Source organism: Dyadobacter sp. CY351 (assembly GCF_021502625.1).
GTDB lineage: Bacteria > Bacteroidota > Bacteroidia > Cytophagales > Spirosomataceae > Dyadobacter > Dyadobacter chenhuakuii.
In genome coordinates this window covers 588,116-608,977 of sequence record NZ_JAKFFU010000004.1, presented here as the reverse complement: position 1 = coordinate 608,977, position 20,862 = coordinate 588,116, and the positions used below count along the sequence as shown (strand labels likewise).

The window sequence follows — 20,862 nt, the reverse complement described above, 5'->3', positions numbered from 1 at the left end:
GTTTTAAAAGGGCTAGTCTGCGGCTATATTCTTGATAATCTTACTGCGTTTCTCTTCGTCCAGATATTTGACTCTGCCAATGCGGGTAACCTTTACCGGTTTGATCCCGCAAAATTCCAGTGTTGCTTTCTTGATGGCTTTGATATCACTGTTGGAGTATTGCCACCATAACCAGATTGGCGGTGCGTCCGAGGTAGCAATAACGTGCGCTGACCTTTTGCCCAGGAATTTGTCCCAGAATGGATCTTTTTCATGGTATTTAAAACCAAATCCTGGCAGTAATGCCCTGTCTAAAAGCCCTTTAAATATTGCCGGAACCGAGCCCCACCAGACCGGATATATGATCACCCATTTTTGGCACCACAGAATATTTTCCTGAGTGTGCTGCAAATCCGGTTCGAGCTGCTGAATAACGGAGTAGCCTTTCCACAGAACCGGGTCAAACTGCATTTCACCTATATTCTGCCTGCGGACCTGATGCCCGGCCAGTAGCATTCCTTGCTCACAAGCATCAGCAAGCCGTCCATTGAAACTATTTTTATCGGGGTGAGCCAGCAAAATGTAGATATTCATGAAATTGTATGTTTAGTGGTTGACAGAGACTGCTCAACCAGCGAGATAACCGCCATCTACCGGATAATACGAACCCGTAACAAATGACGATTTTGAGCTGCTCAGCCATAATACTAGTTCAGCAACCTCCTCAGGTTCTCCTAGCCTGCCAATAGGGTGCTTGGTTACAAGCCAGTCGAGTGTACCAGCATCCAGGTCTTTTAGCAGCGGTGTTTTGATAAAGGCAGGCCCTACTGCATTGGCCCTGATACCTTTTGCGCCATATTCCAATGCTATATTTTTTGTTAATCCAACAACCCCGTGCTTGGCTGCGACATAAGCCGGACTATTTGCAAATCCTACATTTCCCAGAATCGAGGCCATATTAACAATCGTGCCCCCACCAGCATTCAGCATCGCTGGGATTTGATAATGCATTCCATAAAAGATACCGGAGAGATTGATACCGATCACTTTGTCCCATGCCTCAATCGGGTATTCTCCCACTGGTGCCGAAGCACCACCGATTCCGGCATTGTTGCAAGCGATATGTAAGGCACCGTAAGTCGCAACTGCCACATCGACAAGTGCCGCATTGTCAGCCGGAGAAGACACATCCGCCTCGAAAAAGAAAGATTCTCCTCCTGCCTGCTTTATCATGTTCACGGTTTCCAGCCCCTCCTTCCGATGAATATCTGAAACGACCACCTTAGCTCCCTCAGCGGCATAAGCTAATGCTACACTTCTGCCAATTCCGGAACCAGCCCCGGTAACTATTGCAACGCTATTTAGTAACTGCATGATACCATCATTTTAAGTATAAAGATCTGGCGAAGATATTGAGACTAGTAGCCAGAATAATTGACGTTCGCGGCAATCCATTATGATATTGGTCAGCTTTATCCCGCGTTTTACAGATTTGGAATCTTAGTGTTGCCACAATCCTGATTTATATCATACAAAAAGCAGATAGAAGTCATCAGGGACTAGCATTTTCTCTCCACAGGATTTTCATCCATGGTAGAACATTTATCAGATATGATCAAAATTCAGAATCTTGATAAAGACAAATATCAGCCCTGCAATTTGCTCGCACACATTTCAGCGACAATAAATTCTTTAAGTCTGCAAATTAGATCAATGAATGCCTCGGTATTGACCAATGTTGACCCCGGGCTGCAGGTCTTAGCATATCCGGCCTATCTGGAAAGCATCATTTTGAATCTTATTAGTAATGCTTTGAAGTACCGACATCCAGTCAGGGCCCCGAAAATCAATATTGACACGGTTTAGACCGACACCCACCTACAATTTCGCATTAAGGATAACGGTATTGGGATTGACCTGCAAAAACACGGTAAGGACTTATTTGGAATGCATAAAACATTCAATGGCAATCCGGATGCAAGAGGAGTAGGGTTATTTATTACAAAATTTCAGATTGAAGCCTTGGGGGGACATATTCAGGTCGACAGTGAAATAGGTCATGGGTCTTGTTTCAAAGTGTCTTTGCAACCTGCATAGGCGAGATATTCTCTTTCCCTACCAGTCAAAGCTGACAGAAATCATATTGTTAACAATTCATCGTCAGCCTATTCGAGCCTTGCATACGGTTATTTTGATACAGAAATCAATAGTTAACTATGCGCTCCCTTGCACTGATATTGACTTTATTACTAGCGAGTTGTGCCAATCAAAGCCTGATTGCACAAGGGTATTCCAGTTGGAAATATGCCAGGCTTACAGCTGCTGGAATGGACACGCTTGCCATACTATCCGATAGTGTGGAATTAAGCAGGACACTATATATGATAGCGTACGGATCGCCAGATAAACGCTTTCCTAATCAGCTGCTGAAAACGATAGATTCTACCAAGATGGGCCAGGTGGTTGGGCGTATTTTAAAGGATACTTCGCAATGGAATTTGCAGGTTATTTCGCCACAAGGCAAACTAATTAGTCCGGAAATGATCGATTGGAAAAGTTTGACAGCGAAAAATTTACCATACCGTTTAAGGCAATCCACAGGCTGTAATAACGCATTAGGAGTGATCAAATTTGATCTGGACAGCCCTTATGACGTGTACCTACATGATACCAACCATCGCGAATTACTCAGCAAAAAATACCGCTTTCTTGGTCATGGTTGCATCCGGGTCGCTGAGCCCGCTAAACTTGCCAACTTTTTAATGGAAAAAGAATGGCTCTCCGATGCGTTTACAGAAGCCCGTTACCACAATCTGCCTTCAAAATCATATCCTCTACCTCACACCATCCCGGTCGTTATCACTTACACGCTGGTGGAAGCAGATGCGGGATTAGTCTACTACCAAGATATCTATAATGCACTTGCCAATAAACCCATCACTTTCACCCGATAAATCATGGAAACATACGGAATATCACCGCTCGCATTCTGGTCTGCATATGCTGCCAGCAATCTGGTTGCTATGGCCCTAATTTGGACTGCAAAAAAGCACCCTGGATTTACCAGGGCAGCCTTTTTTGTAATCTTTATCGGGGCTGCCGCCGCAAATACCTACATCGCCATTGACTCCCCTTGGGCCTATCAGGACTATGCTGATACAGCTATTCCTCTTTACAAACAATTCATCTTGGGTGCCTTTGAAGCTATCATTACTCCGATGATCCTGCTCATTGCACTCGCACAACTTTTGATTGCGTTGTCAATGCTATTCAAAGGGCAGTTTCTGATTACCGGGTGCTGGGCTGGCATTACTTTCGGGATCAGCATCGCCCCACTGGGATTATATGCTGCTTTCCCCGCAACCCTTTTGATGGCAGTAGCCTTGTTTGTATTGCAGAAAAATATTGGTGTGGATCCCGAAAAGAAAAAACCATCCAAGCTTTCGCGGATTGCAGCCCACGCATTAAAATAAAATCATGAAACAGGACTTATCACGGATCGCCAATACGGGCTTGGTCTCAAAGATCACAAATAAAAACAATGCCGCTTCATTGATCAAAAACGGAATGGTTGTTGCTTCCAGTGGCTTTACAAAGTCTGGCGACAGCAAGGCCGTACTTCTGGCTTTATCAGAAAGGGCCGAGTTTGATCCCCTAAAAATCACATTGATCACAGGCGCGTTGATCATCAAGGTAAAAAGCCTGTTATCGAATACGGAATTGTTTATACATCCTACTTCCGGGGTGTCGGCAATCACTCACTGGACCCAACCGTTGAGAACACCAAAATCATATTTGACACTCCGTTCATGTTGGGAATCAACCAGTTTAATTATACGAAGGACTTTATCAACGGGAAAACATTTTTTCACTACCGGGCTTACGCGATCCTTGACGATGGGTCGGTCCTCTATGGCAACCGGATCAGTTTCATGATTTGATCAAAAGGCTCATCTAAATCGAAGCAATAATGAAAAATATTCTTTTAGCAATCAATCCGGAAAAACCCAGCATTCCTTGTATGCAGTTTGGATGCTACCTGGCGCAGCTGACACAATCCAGACTTACCGCCGTTTTTGTAGAAAAGCACCTGGCAGGTAAATCGCCCGCTTTGAAAACAGTTTTTGGCGTGCCTTACGTGGAGACGATCCTTGGCAGTGACCTGCCCGGCTATGCTGAGCATGAAGAAATGCGTGCCATATACATGGAGACATTCACGAAAATTTGTGAAGACAGGGGCGTGCGACACAGCATAAACCCGGATCTAACCTCCCCACTCGAAGGACTCATCCAGGAAAGTAGGTTCTCGGATCTGCTGGTAATCGCCAAGGATACCAGTTTAGAACACAAAACCGGACAGTCACCCTCGGATTTTATAAGAGATATTATTGTCAAAGCAGAATGCCCTGTGATAGTGGCCCCCATTACATTTACCGAAATTGATGAAATCCTGCTGGCCTATGATGAAAGCCGTTCCTCGGCATTTGCCGTCAAACAGTTCAGCTATCTCTTTCCGGAAATGGACGAATTAAAACTAACGATGATACATGTAAATGAAAGTGGGCATGAGAATGAAGTACAAAGAGAAAAGCTTTCGCACTGGCTCAGCGCCCACTTCAATTATGCGGCCTTTAAGGCTGTGTCCGGTAAAGCAGGCCCTGAACTCTACAAATACTTGTATGATAAAAAAAGAACATTGGTCATCATGGGTTCTTATGGCCGAACTTCATTTTCAACGCTGCTATCTCCGAGCACAGCTGATTCGCTGCTGGAAAACCTAGACTTACCATTCTTTTTTGCTCACCATTAAACCAGAAACTTATGAAAAAGATCATTGCGGCCATCGATGGCCTTAAATACGCAGAAAGTACAGTACAATTTGCCATTCAGATTGCCCGTGAGACCCAGTCTCATCTGGTCGGGGTGTTTCTTGAAGATTTCAGCTATCATAGTTATTCCATTTATGAGCTGGCGCCACGGCTTGAACCCTGGGAGCAGCAACTCCGCAAGCTCAATGAGCAAGACCTTGTTTCAAGGGCAGAATCGGTTGAGAAATTTACCGCGCTTTGTCAAAAGGCAGACATTGAGTTTAATATCCACCACGACCCAAATTTTGCACTGCCTGAATTATTGCACGAAACGGTTTACGCCGATCTTTTGATCATTGGCAAAAATGAAACGCTATCGCCTTATCCGCAAATACCGCCCACTGGTTTTCTGCGTGATTTGCTGGGAGATATCCAGTGCCCGGTGCTGGTAGCACCCGAAGATTTCGAGCTAGTTGATAAGATTGTACTTTTATACGATGGACAGCCTTCCTCGATGTTTGCTATTAAGATGTTTAGCTATTTGTTACCGTTCATGAAAATGTTTCCAGTGGAAATACTAACCGTTAAGCCACAGGAGGAGAATATGCACGTGCCGGACAACCGCCTTATGAAGGAGTTTTCCAAGAGACACTTTCACAATGCCAGCTATCATGTGCTACACGGTGCTGCGGAACAAGAAATTGTGAGGTATTTAAAAGAAAGTGAGCGGCCACCGCTGGTTGTGCTAGGGGCTTATCAGCGTAATTTGGTGTCGCGGTGGTTTCGGCAAAGTATGGCAGACGTGCTTATGGAAAAACTGGATAGCCCTCTATTTATAGCACATACCTAATGTTGACCGGGCTACATGCCCGGTCATTTTGACTTTATAAAGCTGGATGCCAGAGATTGCTGCACGCAGGTCCAGGTCAGTAAATGCGCGTGGTTAGCTACATCGGCCGAAACGCTAAACCCGTACATATGTGCAGCATCTGCTGATCCATGAGTGGTCATGGCAATCATATCCGCATTAATCTCTTTGGAAAAGTGAAGGATGCCAGTTTTTTCGTCGGTGTCTTTGACGATGTTAATGGTTAAATTTTTTAGCGAGTGAAATGCTGCATAATCTCTGACCTGTTGCATGAGAATCTGCTTATCTATCCCAAGCGTAGTATCAACATGCAGCAGGTGTAGCCGTGCTTTTAGCAACGCTTGCAGTTTTTTGAACTGGCCCATCCCATAATCGTCTCTCAAAACAAGATCGCAGGGGAAGACTATGCTTTTAAGGTTCTTCAAATGCGTTTTCTGATTGACGGCAAAAACTGGGACAGGAGATCGTCTGAGAACCTTTTCAACGTTTGAACCCATGAATGTACTCTCCCACCCACGGGAGCCCCGCGTGCCCACCACAATCTGATTTACTGATTCTAGGGTGATCATCTCCAGCACAGCTGGCAATAACCTGCCAAATCGAATCTGCTGAATAATAGTGACGGCCTGGTTGATGTTCGTTACAAAGTTTTGAAAGTCTTCCTTATAACGCTCCATAACTGCCTGTTTTTGATCTTCTTGCTGTTGGCTGATTACAGACAGTATAACAATGTCCCCAGATGTTGCCTGAGCTAATTCGACAGCAAACTCAAGCCCACGTCGCGCTGAGACTGAAAAATCGCAAGGCACAAGTATTTTTTGCATACCGCTGTCAGTATTAGTCGCAATGGAATCGAGAAAAGGTCAGATTGTTAGTAATGCCATAAACGCCCAAGACGCTCTCAACACTTTCCTGGACAAGTTGTCTGTCGGACTCTTGATCTACTTTTCCTTCCAGAGATACCCATCCCTCTTTGACAGATACCCGTATATCTTCATCACGAAGACGAGAGTTTTGGTGCAGGGTGCTGACGATATGCTTCATAAGCAAGGCGTCACTTATCCATGTTTTCATGTTAGATAGCCTTTCTATTGGCCCGCAAAGCATCACTTCTGCGGGTTAACGTAAGTGAAGACAGTTCCGGTGGTATGATTGACCACATCTTCGGCAACGCTTCCTTTTAGTAAATGCTCACAACCCTTCAAACCATGCGTGGACATGGCGATAATCGAACCCGGCATCTTGGAAGCGAAATCCAAAATTGCTTTTTCCAAATTTGGACCCCTACGCACATTCAGTGTATACCGTTGCAGTTTATAGAATTTGGCGTAATTCCGCAAGCTGGCTGTGGCCTCTTCATCATGCATCAAGCTCATCGGATAATCATTGACGTAAAGCACGTGCAGAATTGCATCGAAGCGTGCTTGCAGGGTCTTGACCTGTGTCAAAAATTCATTTTCAGTCAAATCCAATGATGTGGGTACTATAATATCCCTTATATCCTTTACATGCTGCATTTGGTGAGTCACAAATACTGGAATTGGCGCTCGCCGCACGAATCTTTCGGAATTAGATCCGATAAAAAACTCCCTCAGGCCATGCGCGCCAGTGCTGGACATGACGATTAGGTCGGCATTTTCACGAACAGCCACATCGAGGACTGTTTCAATCAAAGAACCTGTTTCCGCCAAAAAGTTAATAGGTACCCTCCCCTCGCCAAGTGCCAATTTTATTTTTTCAAATTCTTTTTGAGCATCTTTAATTAACTCATCGACTGCAAGCGAGGTATCGGCAAACAGGTAAGGCTGACCAGCCATACCATTCCCGTACAGATACCGGGTTTCAATAATATGCAGAACTTTCACTTGTCCACGGCTAGCTTGAGCGATCTCTTGGGCAAACTCGACTGCCTGGATTGCAGCTGTTGAAAAATCGCAGGGTACTAATATGGTTTTCATGAGCAGGAATAGTAAGGTGAGCTAATTTTCTACCAAATTATCCTGATACAGACCTACGTCCGATGACCCTGCCTACTCTTCTAACTGACATTAGTCAGTTTTACGGCGCCGACACACAGTTAAGTAATACTCAGGCCTTATTGAAATGAAAGAACCACACCTTTAACAAATCGGCGGTAATCATGTACGCAATCAGGATGCCGAGCAAAACCAATACGTTCTTCCCCTCAATCCCTGTCAGCCCAGCGAAAAGGCAACCAAAGACCATGGCAGGTAAATGGCCAATATCAGCGCAATAACTGTGATCGTTAGCAACAGATTTCCAGGCCTACTTTTAAAAAACGATACTTTGGTACGGATTACCAGTAAGACTACTGATTTGCTAAATCTATCAGTGTTTTCTCATAGTCTAGCCTGACAATGGGCTTCATTTTCTCAATTTTACGGATTTGTGAAAGAAAATCCAGTTTTTCTTTGGCGGTAAGACAGATATAGTCCCTTACTGCTAACAATACATTTTTCGTCATGTGCTGGTAAGGTGTTAAACCTGTTATATTCATTGAGTTTGTTGTACGCTTTCTTAAATGTACACCCATTTCTTAACAAGACTGGCAGTGATTACTGAGGGATGGCAATCTTTATTATTAACACCTGTCTGAACTGCTATACAATTGCCATGTTTTTGATAGCCTCCTCGTAGGCCTCCTTTGTAGGCTTCCTCATGGATTCCAGTCTTTGAAGCTCATCCAATAATTCCATCCGATCGTCCGGTGACAACTCAATATAAAGTTTAACAATTATCAAAATTGAGTTTGGCATAGTACATTATAACGTTTCTTAAATGTACATCCATTTCGTTTAGCGTGTTGTAGCGATATTTTCCACAATGAAGAAAGTTTAGCTACAACACCTTGTCCCAACTCATGTATAGTTGCCATTTCATTGAGTTGACAAAAGACTTCCTCCTGTCCTGGATGCCATCGGCCAGTACAGAAAGGTCTTTTTCTAGCAGAACAAAATCCGCAGCCTTCGCATCTTTTCATCCAGCTGCTGTAAATCTTCCGTCTGGGTATGCACAAACTGGCAAACTTGAAGAATGTTGGCCAAAGCCCCATTACTAATAATGATTGCTTCTTCTTGAAAGCCTACCAAAATACTCAGCCTCTATCTGATAAAATCGTAAAGTATTTCTCCAAGCTTGGTATAACCAGGATCTTGAACGCTCAGCGCGCAGATCGCCTGGTCGACCGGGTTAGTGAAACCCTGCTGCATGGATGCATTTAAAATGCGAACAACCGGACCTGATCATCCGGATTGCCATATACGTCAACAAAATCATTTGCTATGACAGTGCCTTCTGTAATGGTCCCGGTTTTGTCGGAGCACAAAATACGGACCTCGCCGAAGTTAAGGATGGATAAAAGCTTCTTAACAATCACCTTCTTTTTCATCATCGTTGCCGCTACCGACGACATAGCTACGGTCATAATGGCAGGCAGCAGCTCAGGCGCCATCCCGACGGCCAGCGCCAGGGAAACGTAATTCGGCGATCTGATGGTGCGCGTCAAAGATAACAGTGAAAGAAACTGACAAATTGTTATATGCGAATTCAAGTTTAGCAGATTTGTCATCGATCGGCAACCATCTCAAATGTTGACTTGGCAGCAAATTGGTTGGAAAACAAACGCTTTCCCCAAGCCAACGCATTAGCTCCCTTTTTATCATATTTCTCACCAGTTTGGTTTTGAATGTACGCACTGGAACGCTTTAAAATAAATGGCCGTATGCCAGCGATGTCGTTGAATGTGGCCATCTGTGCCAACAGATCAAACGGTTGATAGACAACCGGAGCGTCACGATGCATTTGGGCAATCTTCTCAGCCAATGCTATCATTTCATTGCTGCCTACTTTGCCTTTGGAAAGAAGGTGATCCATTCTCTTTTCAGTGGGTAACCGCCTCATCATTAACCCCGTTTGACCCCTGCTTAAATGCTTATCCGTCAGCTCCGCCATCGTTTGGTATATATACATTTTGTCGTCCAATGTATACTTCCCCTGCGCATGAAGCGAAATTCTAATCCTATCGCTGCTCAAATAAACCGCTCTAAGCATTTGGGCCAGTTTCTGGGCAAAAAAGCTGTTACCTTAGCTGGGAGTCCCGAGACAATGATGATTAAACCAGATTTTGCATTTCTCATTTTCAAGGTTTTACGAGTTATATGTCAACCAAATAGTAAGCTATCATTAACGGTTAGCTTTTGTTAGTTAGGACAACGAATTGGCCGGGTTCCAGTTTCAGCTTGATAAAATGCTTGTTACCCTCTTCATTCAAAAGGACATTTACGCTGCCTTGCTGTCCGTAAATAAACCTAAGTGAGCTCCCTTGCGGGTTCAGTAGTGGATCTACCCGGACGTACTCTTCATCGTTCTCATCTTGAGAGCTGTTGTAAGCAACCACAATTTCTTCATCATATAGGACCCGTGAAAACGCCAGCAGGCATTTTTCAAATGTGGGAAGCATGAAATCCTTTCCGTCCACCGAAAGTTTGCGCATATACATACGCCCGAACCTGAGCGCTGCATTTTCCTTTCTGAGTTTAGCCAGAGCAGCGATCTGCTGGTAGATCCGGCAGGATTTATTTAAAGCATTCACTTTGGGATCCTGTAAGCTGAACATCGCTTCGCGAACATTAAAATCCTTTTCACCTGAGCCGTCAAAGCCCTGCTCAGTGCCATAGTAAATGCAGGGCGTACCCAGTGCGCACAGCAAAAATCCAATGCCTGCAATAATCTGGTTTTCAGAAGCCTCTTTACCGAATCGCCGCTTTATTACCTGCCCCAGCTGATCATGGTTATCGATAAAGGTTACCAGGAACTCACCAAACTCACCTCTGCCAATTGCTCCCTGGCGGAGTGATTCATAACGCTCGACCAGCTTTTGCGGTTTAGAGACACCACGGATCACATCAGCCAAAATATGGTAGAGCGGAAAATCCAGGACAGAATTAAGCCCAAAATAGATGGCCTTATCTTCTATCATCACAGAAGTTTTCGGGCCGATATACCGGTTGTACATCTCTTCGGGACCAACAAACTCTCCAAAAAAGAAGAAATTACGTTTTCCTAACTTGTAAGCGTACTCACGTATGTGTGAACAAAATTGGCTAACGGTTTCCTCCCCCATATGCTTGACGGCATCAATACGGAAACCGTCGACGTCCGTTTCTCTGATCCAGTAACAATGTATTTTGGTCAGGATCTGCTGAACCAGCAAAGCCTCCGGAGAAGCATCATTTTTATAGCTCTTAAGATTTTCAAAATCACCTTCGCGCGTTTCGGGGTAGGCATCGAAATTTCGGATTTGCCCTTTTCGCCAGTAAAGCTCGGGATTTCTCAGCTCAATCGGGACAGGAAGATCCTGGGAGCGCCAAGACTCAAATGGAAATACTGCTCCCTGATAATAGTAATATTTTTCATCGCCCCGATAAGTCCAGTTGTCCCCGGAATGGTGCAAGACAATATCCAAAAAGACTTTGATATCATAACTATGTGCCTTTTCGACAAGGTCTTTAAGATCCTTTTTCGTTCCGAACCTGTGGTCAACTTCCAGGTAATTTTCCACCGCGTAACCGTGGTAAGAAAAGGTGTTATTCTGAAAAACAGGGCTCAGCCATAATGCAGTGCAGCCCAGGTCCCGGATATAGTCCAGGTGACGGGTAATCCCGCTGAGTGTTCCGCCACAAATTCTTTGAAGCTGATCTGCATTCCCAAAACCCGTATGTCTGTTTGGCTTGTCCTCAGGCGCTCTTTCAAGATCATCATGAAAGCGGTCTATTAAAAGAAAGTAGATAAATTCCTCACGCCACTCCCGGTTACCATCAGCCCAGTAGGTCTTACCTGGCTTAGGTGACAGATCAATATCAAAGATGGAATTCACTGTGTTGCTTCCGCTCATATTCATAAGGTTATGCCTATATCAGCAAAGCTATTTGCCAACAAGATATAGCTGACTGACCACGCTTCTAAAACGATATGACCTTCGTCATTCTCTTGCAAGCCTGCCCCCACGAACTTTGTAATACACTGATTCAAAGCATTCCTCTCAAACCAAAACATTCTATGAAAACGATCCTAGTACCAATAGACTTTTCCGAAAATGCTGATAAGGCACTAGCGGCTGCCAAGCAAATCGCAGCTAAAACCGGTGCAAAGCTACTGATCATGTATGCCTACCAGCCTTATGTTGGGGACTTTATGATCCCCGAATCCATCGTTACTGCGCCCATCTATCAGCAGTTGAAAGACGATTACCGTGCAAAACTAAATGAACGCGTGTCCAGGGCACAACAAGAAGGCTACCTGGCGGATGCCATATGGGAAACGGGCAGCGTAGAAACGGCTGTACTCAAACAAGCAAAAGAAAACTCCGCCGATCTGATCGTAGTCGGAAGAACTGGTCACGCAGCGTTTCTCGACAAATTAATAGGCAGCGCAGCAACCGGTATAGCACTGCAAGCGCATTGCCCAGTCCTGATTATACCGCCAAACAATGAGGTAATTAGGTTTGATCAGTTTGTTTATGCTACTCAACTGGAATTTGATGAGAAGGAAATATTGCTCGATGTCATCGCTCTGACTAAACAGTTAAAAAGTAAGCTCCGACTGGTAAAAGTGAATTCGGATGAGCAGCTCGACATCCAACCGGATGGGCAGTATATTGACGAAATAGAGCATGAGCTTGGCATTGGTGGCGGCGAGATTACGATATTAAATAGTGACCATGTGATGGACCGGCTGGAGAAATACTGCGGTCAAATAAAGGCGGACCTGCTGATCGTTTCTAACCGCCGTAGAGGCTTTCTTGAAAAGCTCCTTAACCCCTCGATGACAAAAAAGTTGACGATGGATACCCAGGTTCCACTATTGGTCTATCACAAAGAGTCGGTTGAAGACGGGCTCAAAGCACCGATGGTGATCCTGGGCTGATAGGGCGCATTCTGAATACGAAGTGGAGTTATAAACTTTGAGTTGATAGTACTAATTACGCCCTTCCTTTTCCCTGATTTCTACCATTACCAATATTGCCGTGCAAACTGTAAATACTATTGAAAGCCCGGGCTTAAATGATGCGCAAGTTCTGGCATCAAGGGATAGGTTTGGCCGGAATTGTCTGAAAGAGAAATCGCGAAGCGAATTTTTTGAAGCACTGATATCGCTAGTGAAAGAGCCTATGCTGATACTGCTTATGATCGCTGCCAGTATTTATTTTTTTACAGGCTCTGTTCAGGAAGGTCTTATGATGATTGGTGCAATTGTGCTGATCTCCATTATTTCGCTTTATCAGGATACAAAAAGCAGAAGCGCGCTGGAAAAGCTCAGGCAATTTACCCAGCCTAAAAGCCTTGTTATCAGAAATGGCATCGAATCACCGATTCCAGTTGAAGACATTGTTGTAGGGGATTTGCTGGTTCTTGAAGAGGGCGTGCGGATTGCAGCGGACGGCACAGTTAAAAAGGCGCACGATTTCTCAGTCGACGAATCGATTTTAACCGGCGAATCATTGTCTGTTTTCAGATATGTTTCCCAGCCCGTTTACCAGGGTACCCTCGTTGCCAGCGGCCGTGCAGTCTGCAAGGTGACAGCTATTGGAAATAAAACACGCCTGGCCCAGATTGGCGAAAGTCTCGACTCGATCGAAGTAGGGAAAACGCCACTGCAAATTCAGATCAATCAGCTGGTAAGAAATATGGCATTCATTGGGGCTGTCGTGTTTGTATTTGTCTGGGCCATCAACTACGGCAGATCACAAAACGTGCTGGATAGTTTAATGAAGTCACTTACCCTGGCAATGAGCATCTTGCCCGAGGAAATACCGGTTGCCTTTACCACGTTTATGGCCCTCGGTGCATTTCGCCTGATGAAAATGGGCGTAATTGTCAAAGATGCAAAGACTATTGAGGCGCTGGGAAGCGCAAGCGTGATCTGCACGGACAAAACAGGCACGATCACTGAAAACCGGATGTCGCTAGCCGGGATCTATCTCCCTACCGAAAATGCAATCGTTTCGATCGCTGATAAACCAAGCAAGGAAACCATTCACGTCTTGTCAACAGCCATGTGGGCAAGTGAGCCCGAACCCTTCGATCCTATGGAAATCGCACTGCATCAGGCATATCAAGAGCTGCCTGGCAAAGATGAGCGAGCTGACTTCCAGATGGTACATGAATACCCGCTGAGTGGCTTGCCGCCGATGATGACACACATATTTGAGAACGGAGCTGGAATAAGGATCGTGGCGGCTAAAGGCGCGCCAGAGGCTATCTCATCGGTATGCAGGTTGAGTGGCGAAGAGAACAGGCGCGTTTTAAATGCAGTCAATGAATTCACCAAAAAAGGGTACCGGGTTTTAGGTGTGGGCCAGAGTAGTTTTTCCAGGAAGCAGTTTCCGGAACAACAGCAGCAAATCGAATTCCGTTTTGCAGGACTGATTGCATTTTACGATCCTCCTAAGAAGAACATCCAATCCGTACTTGAATCATTTTATAGAGCTGGTATACAGATAAAGATAATTACCGGCGACAATGCCGCCACAACCCAGAATATTGCGTCCCAAATCGGGTTTCGTGGCACGGAAAATGTCCTGCTTGGCCAGAGCCTTATCGGAGAGGATGATCAGGATCTTCGAAAAACGGTAACAGGTACCTGGATTTTTGCACGTATGTTTCCCGAGGCCAAACTTCGGGTCATCAATGCGCTGAAAGCCAACGGGGAAATTGTGGCAATGATCGGCGATGGCGTAAATGATGGCCCGGCGCTCAAAGCGGCGAACATTGGCATAGCCATGGGCAAAAAAGGAAGTGAGATTGCCAAACAAGCGTCTGCACTCATTCTGCAAAATGATGATTTGTCCGGAATGGTGGACGCCATTGCTGCCGGGAGAAGAATTTATACCAACCTGAAAAAAGCGATCCGGTACATCATTTCCATTCACATACCCGTTATCCTGACCGTATTTGTACCACTGCTGCTAGGATGGAAGTATGCTGAGGTTTTTACTCCTGTGCACGTGATCTTTTTTGAACTGATTATGGGCCCAACGTGCTCGATCGTCTACGAAAATGAGCCCGCCGACAAAGATGTTTTATCGCAGCCGCCGCGCCCTTTCTCCAGCAGCTTGTTTAGGACAAACGAACTGCTGTTTAGCATGCTTCAGGGCCTGGTCATTACGGCAGGTTTGTTTAGCGTTTACTGGTATGGGTTAAACACTGGCTGCTCAGAGACGATGACCAGATCGCTGGTCTTTATCAGTCTTATTTCGGCTAATTTCTTTCTGACGCTATCCAACCGCTCATTTCATAAATCACTCTTTACGACCTTGAAATACAAAAATGACCTCATTGGATGGGTCTTAACGATTTCGGTCTCCCTATGCGTTCTAATACTTCTTAATTCCACCCTGAGAAGCTTGTTTAAGCTCGACGCTGTGAATATAGCCCAGGCTTTACTTTGCATTTTGGTTGGCTTTATTTCCGTTAGCTGGCATGAGATATATAAGTACTGGAAGGAGGATGGGACTAAAGGCAGTTATTGATCAAAATCATAATCTGGACTAAGGCTTATCAAGGCATTAAAGTTCACGATTCCCTTATTTTATCTTGGAAATGGGCTAGCTCTGCAACTAAGCAATAACTTACTTAATCTCATGAAAAACATTCTGGTTCCCTGTGACTTTTCGAAAGCCTCTGAGCAGGCGCTTCGATTTGCTATTGAAATTGCGGCTTTAAGCCAAGGAGAAGTGAGGGTTTTACATGTTATTAACCTGACTCCCGACTACATCCAGACCCTTGAAACAAATCCATACTATGTCGATTCGATGTCTATTCTAGCAGAACTGAAACGACAAGCCGCGGATGATTTTGACGAACTAATGCAAAAAGTAGATACTGGGAACGTCCCTGTGAAACTCACTATTGAGCAAGGTCTGATTAGTCATGCAATTTTAAAGTCCATTCACCAGCATAATGCTGACCTTGTGGTGATGGCAACCAACGGTGCCAGCGGGCTCAGCGAAATCCTCGTTGGCTCTAATACGGAGAAAATTGTCCGAAGCTCCCCTGTTCCTGTTTTCGCGGTTCACAAAAACCAGAAAGCCGAGCAAATCAAGAATATAGTTTTCCCTACTACGATTGAATTAAATAAGGGTGCCTTGATCGAAAAAGTAAAAGCATTGCAAGCTTTTTTTAATGCGAGGCTTTATTTGCTACATGTGAAAACCCCGGAATCAAGGCAGAAAGATCACGAATTGAAGATGGCTTTGGAAAACTTTGCGCGCTTTTATGATCTAGAAAACTACTTGGCAGTAATCAAGCAAGCCAAAACAGAGGAAGAAGGAATTATCAGATTTGCGCGGCAACTCGAATGCTCAATCATTGCGATGTCCACCCACGGACATACCGGCTTGACACACCTGATGCTTGGCAGCGTTGCTGAAAACGTCGTTAATCATTGTCCAGAAGCCGTCTGGACATACACCGCGCATGAGGCATAAATTTTCATGTACTTACCAATATATAAAAACCACCTATGAATTGAATAATGATGTTATGAAAAAGACCAGTGTGTTCCTGAGTGTTTTAGTTGCTGCGGGAGCGGGGATCATTATTGGAGTATTACTGGCTCCCAACAGTGGGGTGAGAACCCGAAGGAAGATTCTGTATTTAGGCGAGGAAGCCTTGGAAGATATTGAGCAAACAATTGAAGATTCATTTGACGATTTAAAACGTCAGGCGCAGAAGAAGTGTACCGAATTTAGAAATAAGCTGATCTGTAATCAGCAGCAGCACTTTAACCATGGAAAATCAAAGGATCAATCCTTAAAAGCAAGCAACCGGGTGTCATAAGATGAAAACGCCGGGCTTGTCTAACTTACTTCATTAACGTATATTGTCTATATTACACTATAAATGCTTAATTAATACTTGTTTGGAACAAAAGAAGATTTTGCTCATTGAGGACAATCCAGAAATGCGCGAGAATACGGCCGAAATTTTGGAATTAGCTCACTATAAGGTCCAGACTGCTCAAAATGGGAAAGAGGGCGTACGGCTTGCCAGGGAATTCAAGCCCGATATCATTATCTGCGATATCATGATGCCTGAGCTTGATGGGTATGGAGTGCTTCATCTTCTGAGTAAGGACGAGAATACGGCCCATGTTCCATTCCTTTTCTTGACAGCAAAAGCAGAAAAAGAAAATTATCGCAAAGGCATGAGTATGGGAGCTGATGACTATCTTACCAAACCTTACGATGATGTCGAGCTTCTTCATATTGTTGAAGTGCGTTTAAAAAAAAATCAAAATTTACGTAAGCGATTCGAACGCTCATCGGCTGGATTTGATCAGTTCATTCAAGAGGCTAGATCTTTTGATTTGCTATCCAAACTTGGACAGGACAGAAAAGTAAAAGCCTTTCGCAAAAAAGAAACTATTTATACAGAAGGCAGCTTCCCGTCCCATATCTTCTTTCTTCTAAAAGGGAAAGTGAAAGCATACAAGTCCAGTGATACAGGTAAAGAATACATAACAGAGCTATATAAAATAGGTGATTTCTTTGGGTATCTTGACTTGTTGCAGGGCGAACCCTACCAGGAAACTGCTATTGCACTTGAAGAGGTCGAAGTGTCAATCATTCCAAAAGATGACTTTTTCAATTTGTTACAAGGCAACCGGGAGGTGTCTTCAAAATTCATCAAGATGCTTTCTAATGAAATAAAAGAAAGGGAACAACGGTTGCTGAACCTTGCGTATAACTCCGTGCGTAAGAGGGTAGCCCAAGCATTGGTGATGCTTGCGCAGCGCTACCAGGATGATCATACCAAGCCTTTTTCAATGGCTATCGCCCGTGAAGACATCGCCTCAATAGTCGGCACGGCGACCGAAACTGTAATACGCACATTATCAGATTTTAAAGAAGAACACCTTATCGACATGAAAGGCAGTCTAATTACCGTTCTGGAATATGATAAGTTGGTACGTATTCGAAATTGACCTTGCCTATCAGAAACTGACAAAAGTCAGTCTTTCTTCTGACCACACTCCTGACAACAAAACTATTAAGAACTGAAATTTACCATCTCAAAGTAAATCAGATTCTAAACTTTGTTGTGATGCTCCCAAAAACAATGAAAGCCGCGGTTGTTCGACAGTTCGGAAAACCCCTTCAAATCGAAGAAATGCCAGTTAAAAGACCAGGAAATCACCAAATCCTGGTTAAAGTTGTTGCCAGTGGCGTTTGTCATACCGATTTGCATGCCGCAGAAGGTGATTGGCCTGTCAAACCCAAGCTGCCCCTGATCCCTGGCCATGAAGGCATCGGGTATGTTGCGGCAGTTGGCCCGGAAGTTACCAATGTAAAAGAAGGTGATATCGTAGGCGTGCCCTGGTTATACAGTGCATGCGGATGCTGCGATTACTGCACCACAGGCTGGGAAACCTTATGCGAAACCCAGCAGAACGGTGGATACAGTGTCGACGGCGGCTATGCCGAATACGTTGTGGCCGATGCCCGCTATGTCGCGCACTTACCAGCGGGAACTGACATGATCGCGATGGCGCCAATTCTCTGCGCTGGTGTGACCGTTTATAAAGGGATTAAAGAAACAGAAACAAAAGCAGGAGAATGGATTGCGATCTCCGGCGTAGGAGGCCTTGGGCACCTTGCAATACAATACGCCAAAGCAATGGGCATGCACGTAGCAGCCATTGATATTGCAGACGATAAATTAGAGCTCGCAAAAAGTCTGGGAGCCGACTTGACCGTTAATGCATTGGAAGACGACCCAGGCGAGTATTTGAAAAAAGAAACAGGTGGAATGCATGGCGTATTGGTTACCGCAGTATCGCCGACCGCGTTCAAACAAGGCATTTCCGTGATGAGAAGAAAAGGAACCCTTGCATTGAACGGTTTGCCCCCTGGCGGATTTGATCTGCCTATTTTCGAAACAGTGCTTAACCGCTTTACTATTCGCGGCTCCATTGTAGGCACCAGAAAAGATATGCACGAAGCAATAGAATTTGCCTTGGATGGTAAAGTGAAAGCCACTGTCTCTACGGCTCGGTTGGAGGACATTAATGACGTTTTTACGTATATGAAGGCAGGTGAAATTCAGGGACGCGTTGTGATGAAAATTGCCGATGCCTAATTTATTTAAGGTAGTTAGCCTCTCCTATCGGATTGCACCCTTGCATGTCAGGGGGCTGTTCACGCTCAATGACACCGAAGCTAAACAGCTCATGTTGCGGATAAAGGAGTATTTTCTGGTCAGCGAAGTGCTGGTGCTTTCGACCTGCAACAGGACAGAGATCTATTATTCCTCGCTCGAAGATCTTAACGAGGGCATCATCAAGCTCTTGTTAATTGAAAAACAGATAAATCACACGGAGAAGTATTTGAGCTATTTTAAACAGCTCGTCTGCGAAGAAGATACAGTACGGCACTTGTTTGAAGTTTCTTTGGGCTTACACTCCCAAGTGATTGGGGATATGCAGATCATAAACCAGGTAAAACAGGCATATCAATGCAGTATCGACCTTGATCTGGCTGGCCCTTTCCTTCACCGGCTTCTACACACGATATTTTTCGCCAATAAGAGAGTGGTCCAACAGACAGCATTCCGGGACGGAGCCTGCTCTGCGTCCTACGCAACCGTAGAACTTCTAAAAAGTCTGGTGCAAAATCCAAAAATCCTGGTTGTGGGCTTGGGAGAAATTGGTACCGATGTGGTCAAGAACCTTCCACCAGGCGCCCAGGTAACATTAGTTAACCGGACAAAAAGCAAGGCCGAAGAGCTCGGCTCAAAATATGGCCACAGGACTGCGGATTTTGATGACGTGGAAAGCGAGATTGCCGTTGCCGATATAATCATTTCCTCCATTGTCATGGATAAACCATTTTTCACAAAAGATATGTTGGTCCGCTCTGGCAGCTACACTTTCAAATACCTCATCGACCTGTCGGTACCCATCAGTGTAAGCCCGGATGTAGAGGATATCCCTGGTGTTTTAATTTATAACATTGATGGGATACGCGCAAGGACTGACGAAAGCCTGGCACAAAGAATGCAGGCGATTCCAATGGTAAATCATATTATCTCAGAGGCCATTTCCGATTTTGATGATTGGTCAAAGCGGATGGTCATGCAACCGGTGGTTCAACAATTAAAGCAGGCCCTCGAGCAGATCCGGAGTCAGGAAATTGCGCGAGCTACAAAGGGCTTGTCGCCACAAGAGCTTGAAAACGTGGAACGAATCACCAGCAGTATCATTCAGAAAATCATCAAACAACCCGTTCTTCAACTTAAACAGGCGTGCAAACAAGGTGAGCCAGAAATATTAGTCGAGGCCCTGCAAGACCTGTTCAACCTCGACAAAAAGGACTTACACCATTCCATTAATGACTATTAGTGTATTTTGATCGTCATTTCTACACTTTGTTTTTTTGCTGATTCTGGAAAGTCCTTGAGAATCTTAGCTATCGCAGACCAGATCGCCACCTCCACATCACTGCTTTCATAAACTACAACTTCCAGGATGCCTACCGCCCACCCCCGCCAAAGAAGACGCCCGTCCTTTGAGTCTAAAACATCAAGTGCTAAGGTCGCTTCCCGGTAGTTAAATACTTCGGATCTTGACCGCATATAATTGTCCCAATACATGTACCCATAAGGGTCCGGCAGAAATACCGATCGTTCTTCAACAGTGATCGTGTAATCCAGTGTAAGCTCAGCGCTGCTATCGGTCAACACGTAACCCCGTACAGCAAACAGGTCATTTACCGCTGATCTGATCCTTTGGTCGGTTATTTCATTATAGTATAAAGGATACCGTTCCCGGTCGGCCTGCAAAGGTTTTGACCAGCTATAAGTACGAAACTGCGCCACATCAAATTCTTTGTCGTAATCAGAGTAGGTCCGGATTTCCGGGCTGCATGCCGTCGCAAATATTGCCAGAAGATATACCAGTCGTTTCATGAGTTATTGTGATCAGATAAATGATTTATCAAATTACCATTCGAACAGCAACTGAATTATGACAATAGCTTGCCTTTTAATTGACCACAATCATGCTTTGCAAAACATTTGATAAACTTTAACTATATCCGATTTTCATGAGAAATATCATGTCTAACTGCCACCACGATCATGGTATTTTAGTAAGAACTGCTATAATATTGTCTTGCTAATAACAAGG

22 protein-coding genes and 1 pseudogene are annotated in these 20,862 nt (G+C 44.7%); 12 read left to right on the top strand and 11 right to left on the bottom strand.

Annotated elements, in window-relative coordinates; translation table 11 throughout:
• Positions 1-12 precede the first annotated feature (12 nt).
• Both L0660_RS11795 and L0660_RS11790 read right to left on the bottom strand, forming a co-directional pair.
• Positions 13-573 (bottom strand): NAD(P)H-dependent oxidoreductase, encoded by a 561-nt coding sequence (locus tag L0660_RS11795; protein ID WP_235159633.1) that lies wholly within the window; start codon positions 571-573, stop codon positions 13-15.
• A gap of 33 nt (positions 574-606) precedes the next feature.
• A complete protein-coding gene (locus L0660_RS11790; protein ID WP_235159632.1) occupies positions 607-1,353 on the bottom strand; it encodes an SDR family NAD(P)-dependent oxidoreductase in 747 nt (248 codons plus the stop codon).
• Positions 1,354-1,863: 510 nt separating this feature from the next.
• Here L0660_RS11790 and L0660_RS26340 point away from each other — a divergent pair.
• The 3 genes and pseudogenes from L0660_RS26340 to L0660_RS11780 all read left to right on the top strand — a co-directional run.
• Positions 1,864-2,076, top strand: a pseudogene (locus tag L0660_RS26340) (ATP-binding protein); the annotation flags it as partial.
• Positions 2,077-2,195: 119 nt separating this feature from the next.
• Positions 2,196-2,933, top strand: coding sequence for a L,D-transpeptidase family protein (locus tag L0660_RS11785; protein WP_235159631.1), 738 nt, complete (start codon positions 2,196-2,198; stop codon positions 2,931-2,933).
• Between the two features lie 3 nt (positions 2,934-2,936).
• On the top strand, positions 2,937-3,452 hold the full coding sequence (locus L0660_RS11780) for a hypothetical protein (protein ID WP_235159630.1): 516 nt from the start codon (positions 2,937-2,939) through the stop codon (positions 3,450-3,452).
• Here L0660_RS11780 and L0660_RS11775 read toward each other — a convergent pair.
• Entirely contained in the window at positions 3,444-3,668 is a 225-nt protein-coding gene (locus L0660_RS11775; RefSeq protein WP_235159629.1) for a hypothetical protein, read from the bottom strand. The two genes, L0660_RS11780 and L0660_RS11775, sit on opposite strands and share 9 nt — an antisense overlap.
• 281 nt (positions 3,669-3,949) lie before the next feature.
• Between L0660_RS11775 and L0660_RS11770 the strand changes: the two genes are divergently transcribed.
• Both L0660_RS11770 and L0660_RS11765 read left to right on the top strand, forming a co-directional pair.
• The gene (locus tag L0660_RS11770; protein ID WP_235159628.1) at positions 3,950-4,789 is read left to right on the top strand and encodes a universal stress protein; all 840 of its coding nucleotides are present in this window, start codon (positions 3,950-3,952) and stop codon (positions 4,787-4,789) included.
• 11 nt (positions 4,790-4,800) lie between these two features.
• Positions 4,801-5,637, top strand: coding sequence for a universal stress protein (locus L0660_RS11765; RefSeq protein ID WP_235159627.1), 837 nt, complete (start codon positions 4,801-4,803; stop codon positions 5,635-5,637).
• 23 nt (positions 5,638-5,660) lie between these two features.
• On the opposite strand, the gene L0660_RS11760 is transcribed toward L0660_RS11765, so the two are convergent.
• From L0660_RS11760 to L0660_RS11740, 7 genes are all read right to left on the bottom strand, one after another.
• Positions 5,661-6,479, bottom strand: coding sequence for a universal stress protein (locus tag L0660_RS11760; protein ID WP_235159626.1), 819 nt, complete (start codon positions 6,477-6,479; stop codon positions 5,661-5,663).
• 13 nt (positions 6,480-6,492) lie between these two features.
• Positions 6,493-6,729, bottom strand: a complete 237-nt coding sequence (locus L0660_RS26335; protein ID WP_374759652.1) for a BON domain-containing protein — start codon at positions 6,727-6,729, stop codon at positions 6,493-6,495.
• 32 nt (positions 6,730-6,761) lie between these two features.
• The gene (locus L0660_RS11755) at positions 6,762-7,613 is read right to left on the bottom strand and encodes a universal stress protein (RefSeq protein ID WP_235159625.1); all 852 of its coding nucleotides are present in this window, start codon (positions 7,611-7,613) and stop codon (positions 6,762-6,764) included.
• Between the two features lie 1,280 nt (positions 7,614-8,893).
• Positions 8,894-9,181: a hypothetical protein gene (locus L0660_RS11750; RefSeq protein WP_409013390.1), complete on the bottom strand. Its 288-nt coding sequence runs from the start codon at positions 9,179-9,181 to the stop codon at positions 8,894-8,896.
• Entirely contained in the window at positions 9,117-9,320 is a 204-nt protein-coding gene (locus L0660_RS26330; protein WP_409013392.1) for a DUF6544 family protein, read from the bottom strand. Before L0660_RS26330 ends, L0660_RS11750 begins: the two co-directional genes overlap by 65 nt.
• Entirely contained in the window at positions 9,241-9,726 is a 486-nt protein-coding gene (locus L0660_RS11745; protein WP_235159623.1) for a hypothetical protein, read from the bottom strand. The genes L0660_RS26330 and L0660_RS11745 overlap by 80 nt, the downstream gene beginning before the upstream one ends.
• 139 nt (positions 9,727-9,865) lie before the next feature.
• Entirely contained in the window at positions 9,866-11,569 is a 1,704-nt protein-coding gene (locus tag L0660_RS11740) for an alpha-amylase family glycosyl hydrolase (RefSeq protein ID WP_235159622.1), read from the bottom strand.
• A gap of 164 nt (positions 11,570-11,733) precedes the next feature.
• Here L0660_RS11740 and L0660_RS11735 point away from each other — a divergent pair, with 164 nt between their 5' ends.
• The 7 genes from L0660_RS11735 (at position 11,734) to hemA (ending at position 20,076) form a co-directional block, all read left to right on the top strand.
• Positions 11,734-12,600: a universal stress protein gene (locus L0660_RS11735; protein WP_235159621.1), complete on the top strand. Its 867-nt coding sequence runs from the start codon at positions 11,734-11,736 to the stop codon at positions 12,598-12,600.
• Between the two features lie 100 nt (positions 12,601-12,700).
• Entirely contained in the window at positions 12,701-15,205 is a 2,505-nt protein-coding gene (locus tag L0660_RS11730) for a cation-translocating P-type ATPase (protein ID WP_235159620.1), read from the top strand.
• 111 nt (positions 15,206-15,316) lie between these two features.
• A complete protein-coding gene (locus L0660_RS11725) occupies positions 15,317-16,162 on the top strand; it encodes a universal stress protein (protein WP_235159619.1) in 846 nt (281 codons plus the stop codon).
• A gap of 55 nt (positions 16,163-16,217) precedes the next feature.
• Positions 16,218-16,514 carry a YtxH domain-containing protein gene (locus L0660_RS11720; RefSeq protein ID WP_235159618.1) on the top strand — a complete coding sequence of 99 codons (297 nt, stop codon included), beginning with the start codon at positions 16,218-16,220 and terminating at the stop codon, positions 16,512-16,514.
• 82 nt (positions 16,515-16,596) lie between these two features.
• Complete coding sequence (locus L0660_RS11715) at positions 16,597-17,661, top strand: response regulator (protein ID WP_255712290.1); 1,065 nt, start codon at positions 16,597-16,599, stop codon at positions 17,659-17,661.
• Between the two features lie 119 nt (positions 17,662-17,780).
• Positions 17,781-18,815 carry an alcohol dehydrogenase AdhP gene (gene adhP / locus L0660_RS11710; RefSeq protein ID WP_235159617.1) on the top strand — a complete coding sequence of 345 codons (1,035 nt, stop codon included), beginning with the start codon at positions 17,781-17,783 and terminating at the stop codon, positions 18,813-18,815.
• The gene (gene hemA / locus L0660_RS11705) at positions 18,808-20,076 is read left to right on the top strand and encodes a glutamyl-tRNA reductase (RefSeq protein WP_235159616.1); all 1,269 of its coding nucleotides are present in this window, start codon (positions 18,808-18,810) and stop codon (positions 20,074-20,076) included. Before adhP ends, hemA begins: the two co-directional genes overlap by 8 nt.
• Here hemA and L0660_RS11700 read toward each other — a convergent pair.
• Complete coding sequence (locus L0660_RS11700; RefSeq protein WP_235159615.1) at positions 20,073-20,642, bottom strand: DUF4136 domain-containing protein; 570 nt, start codon at positions 20,640-20,642, stop codon at positions 20,073-20,075. The two genes, hemA and L0660_RS11700, sit on opposite strands and share 4 nt — an antisense overlap.
• Positions 20,643-20,862 lie beyond the last annotated feature (220 nt).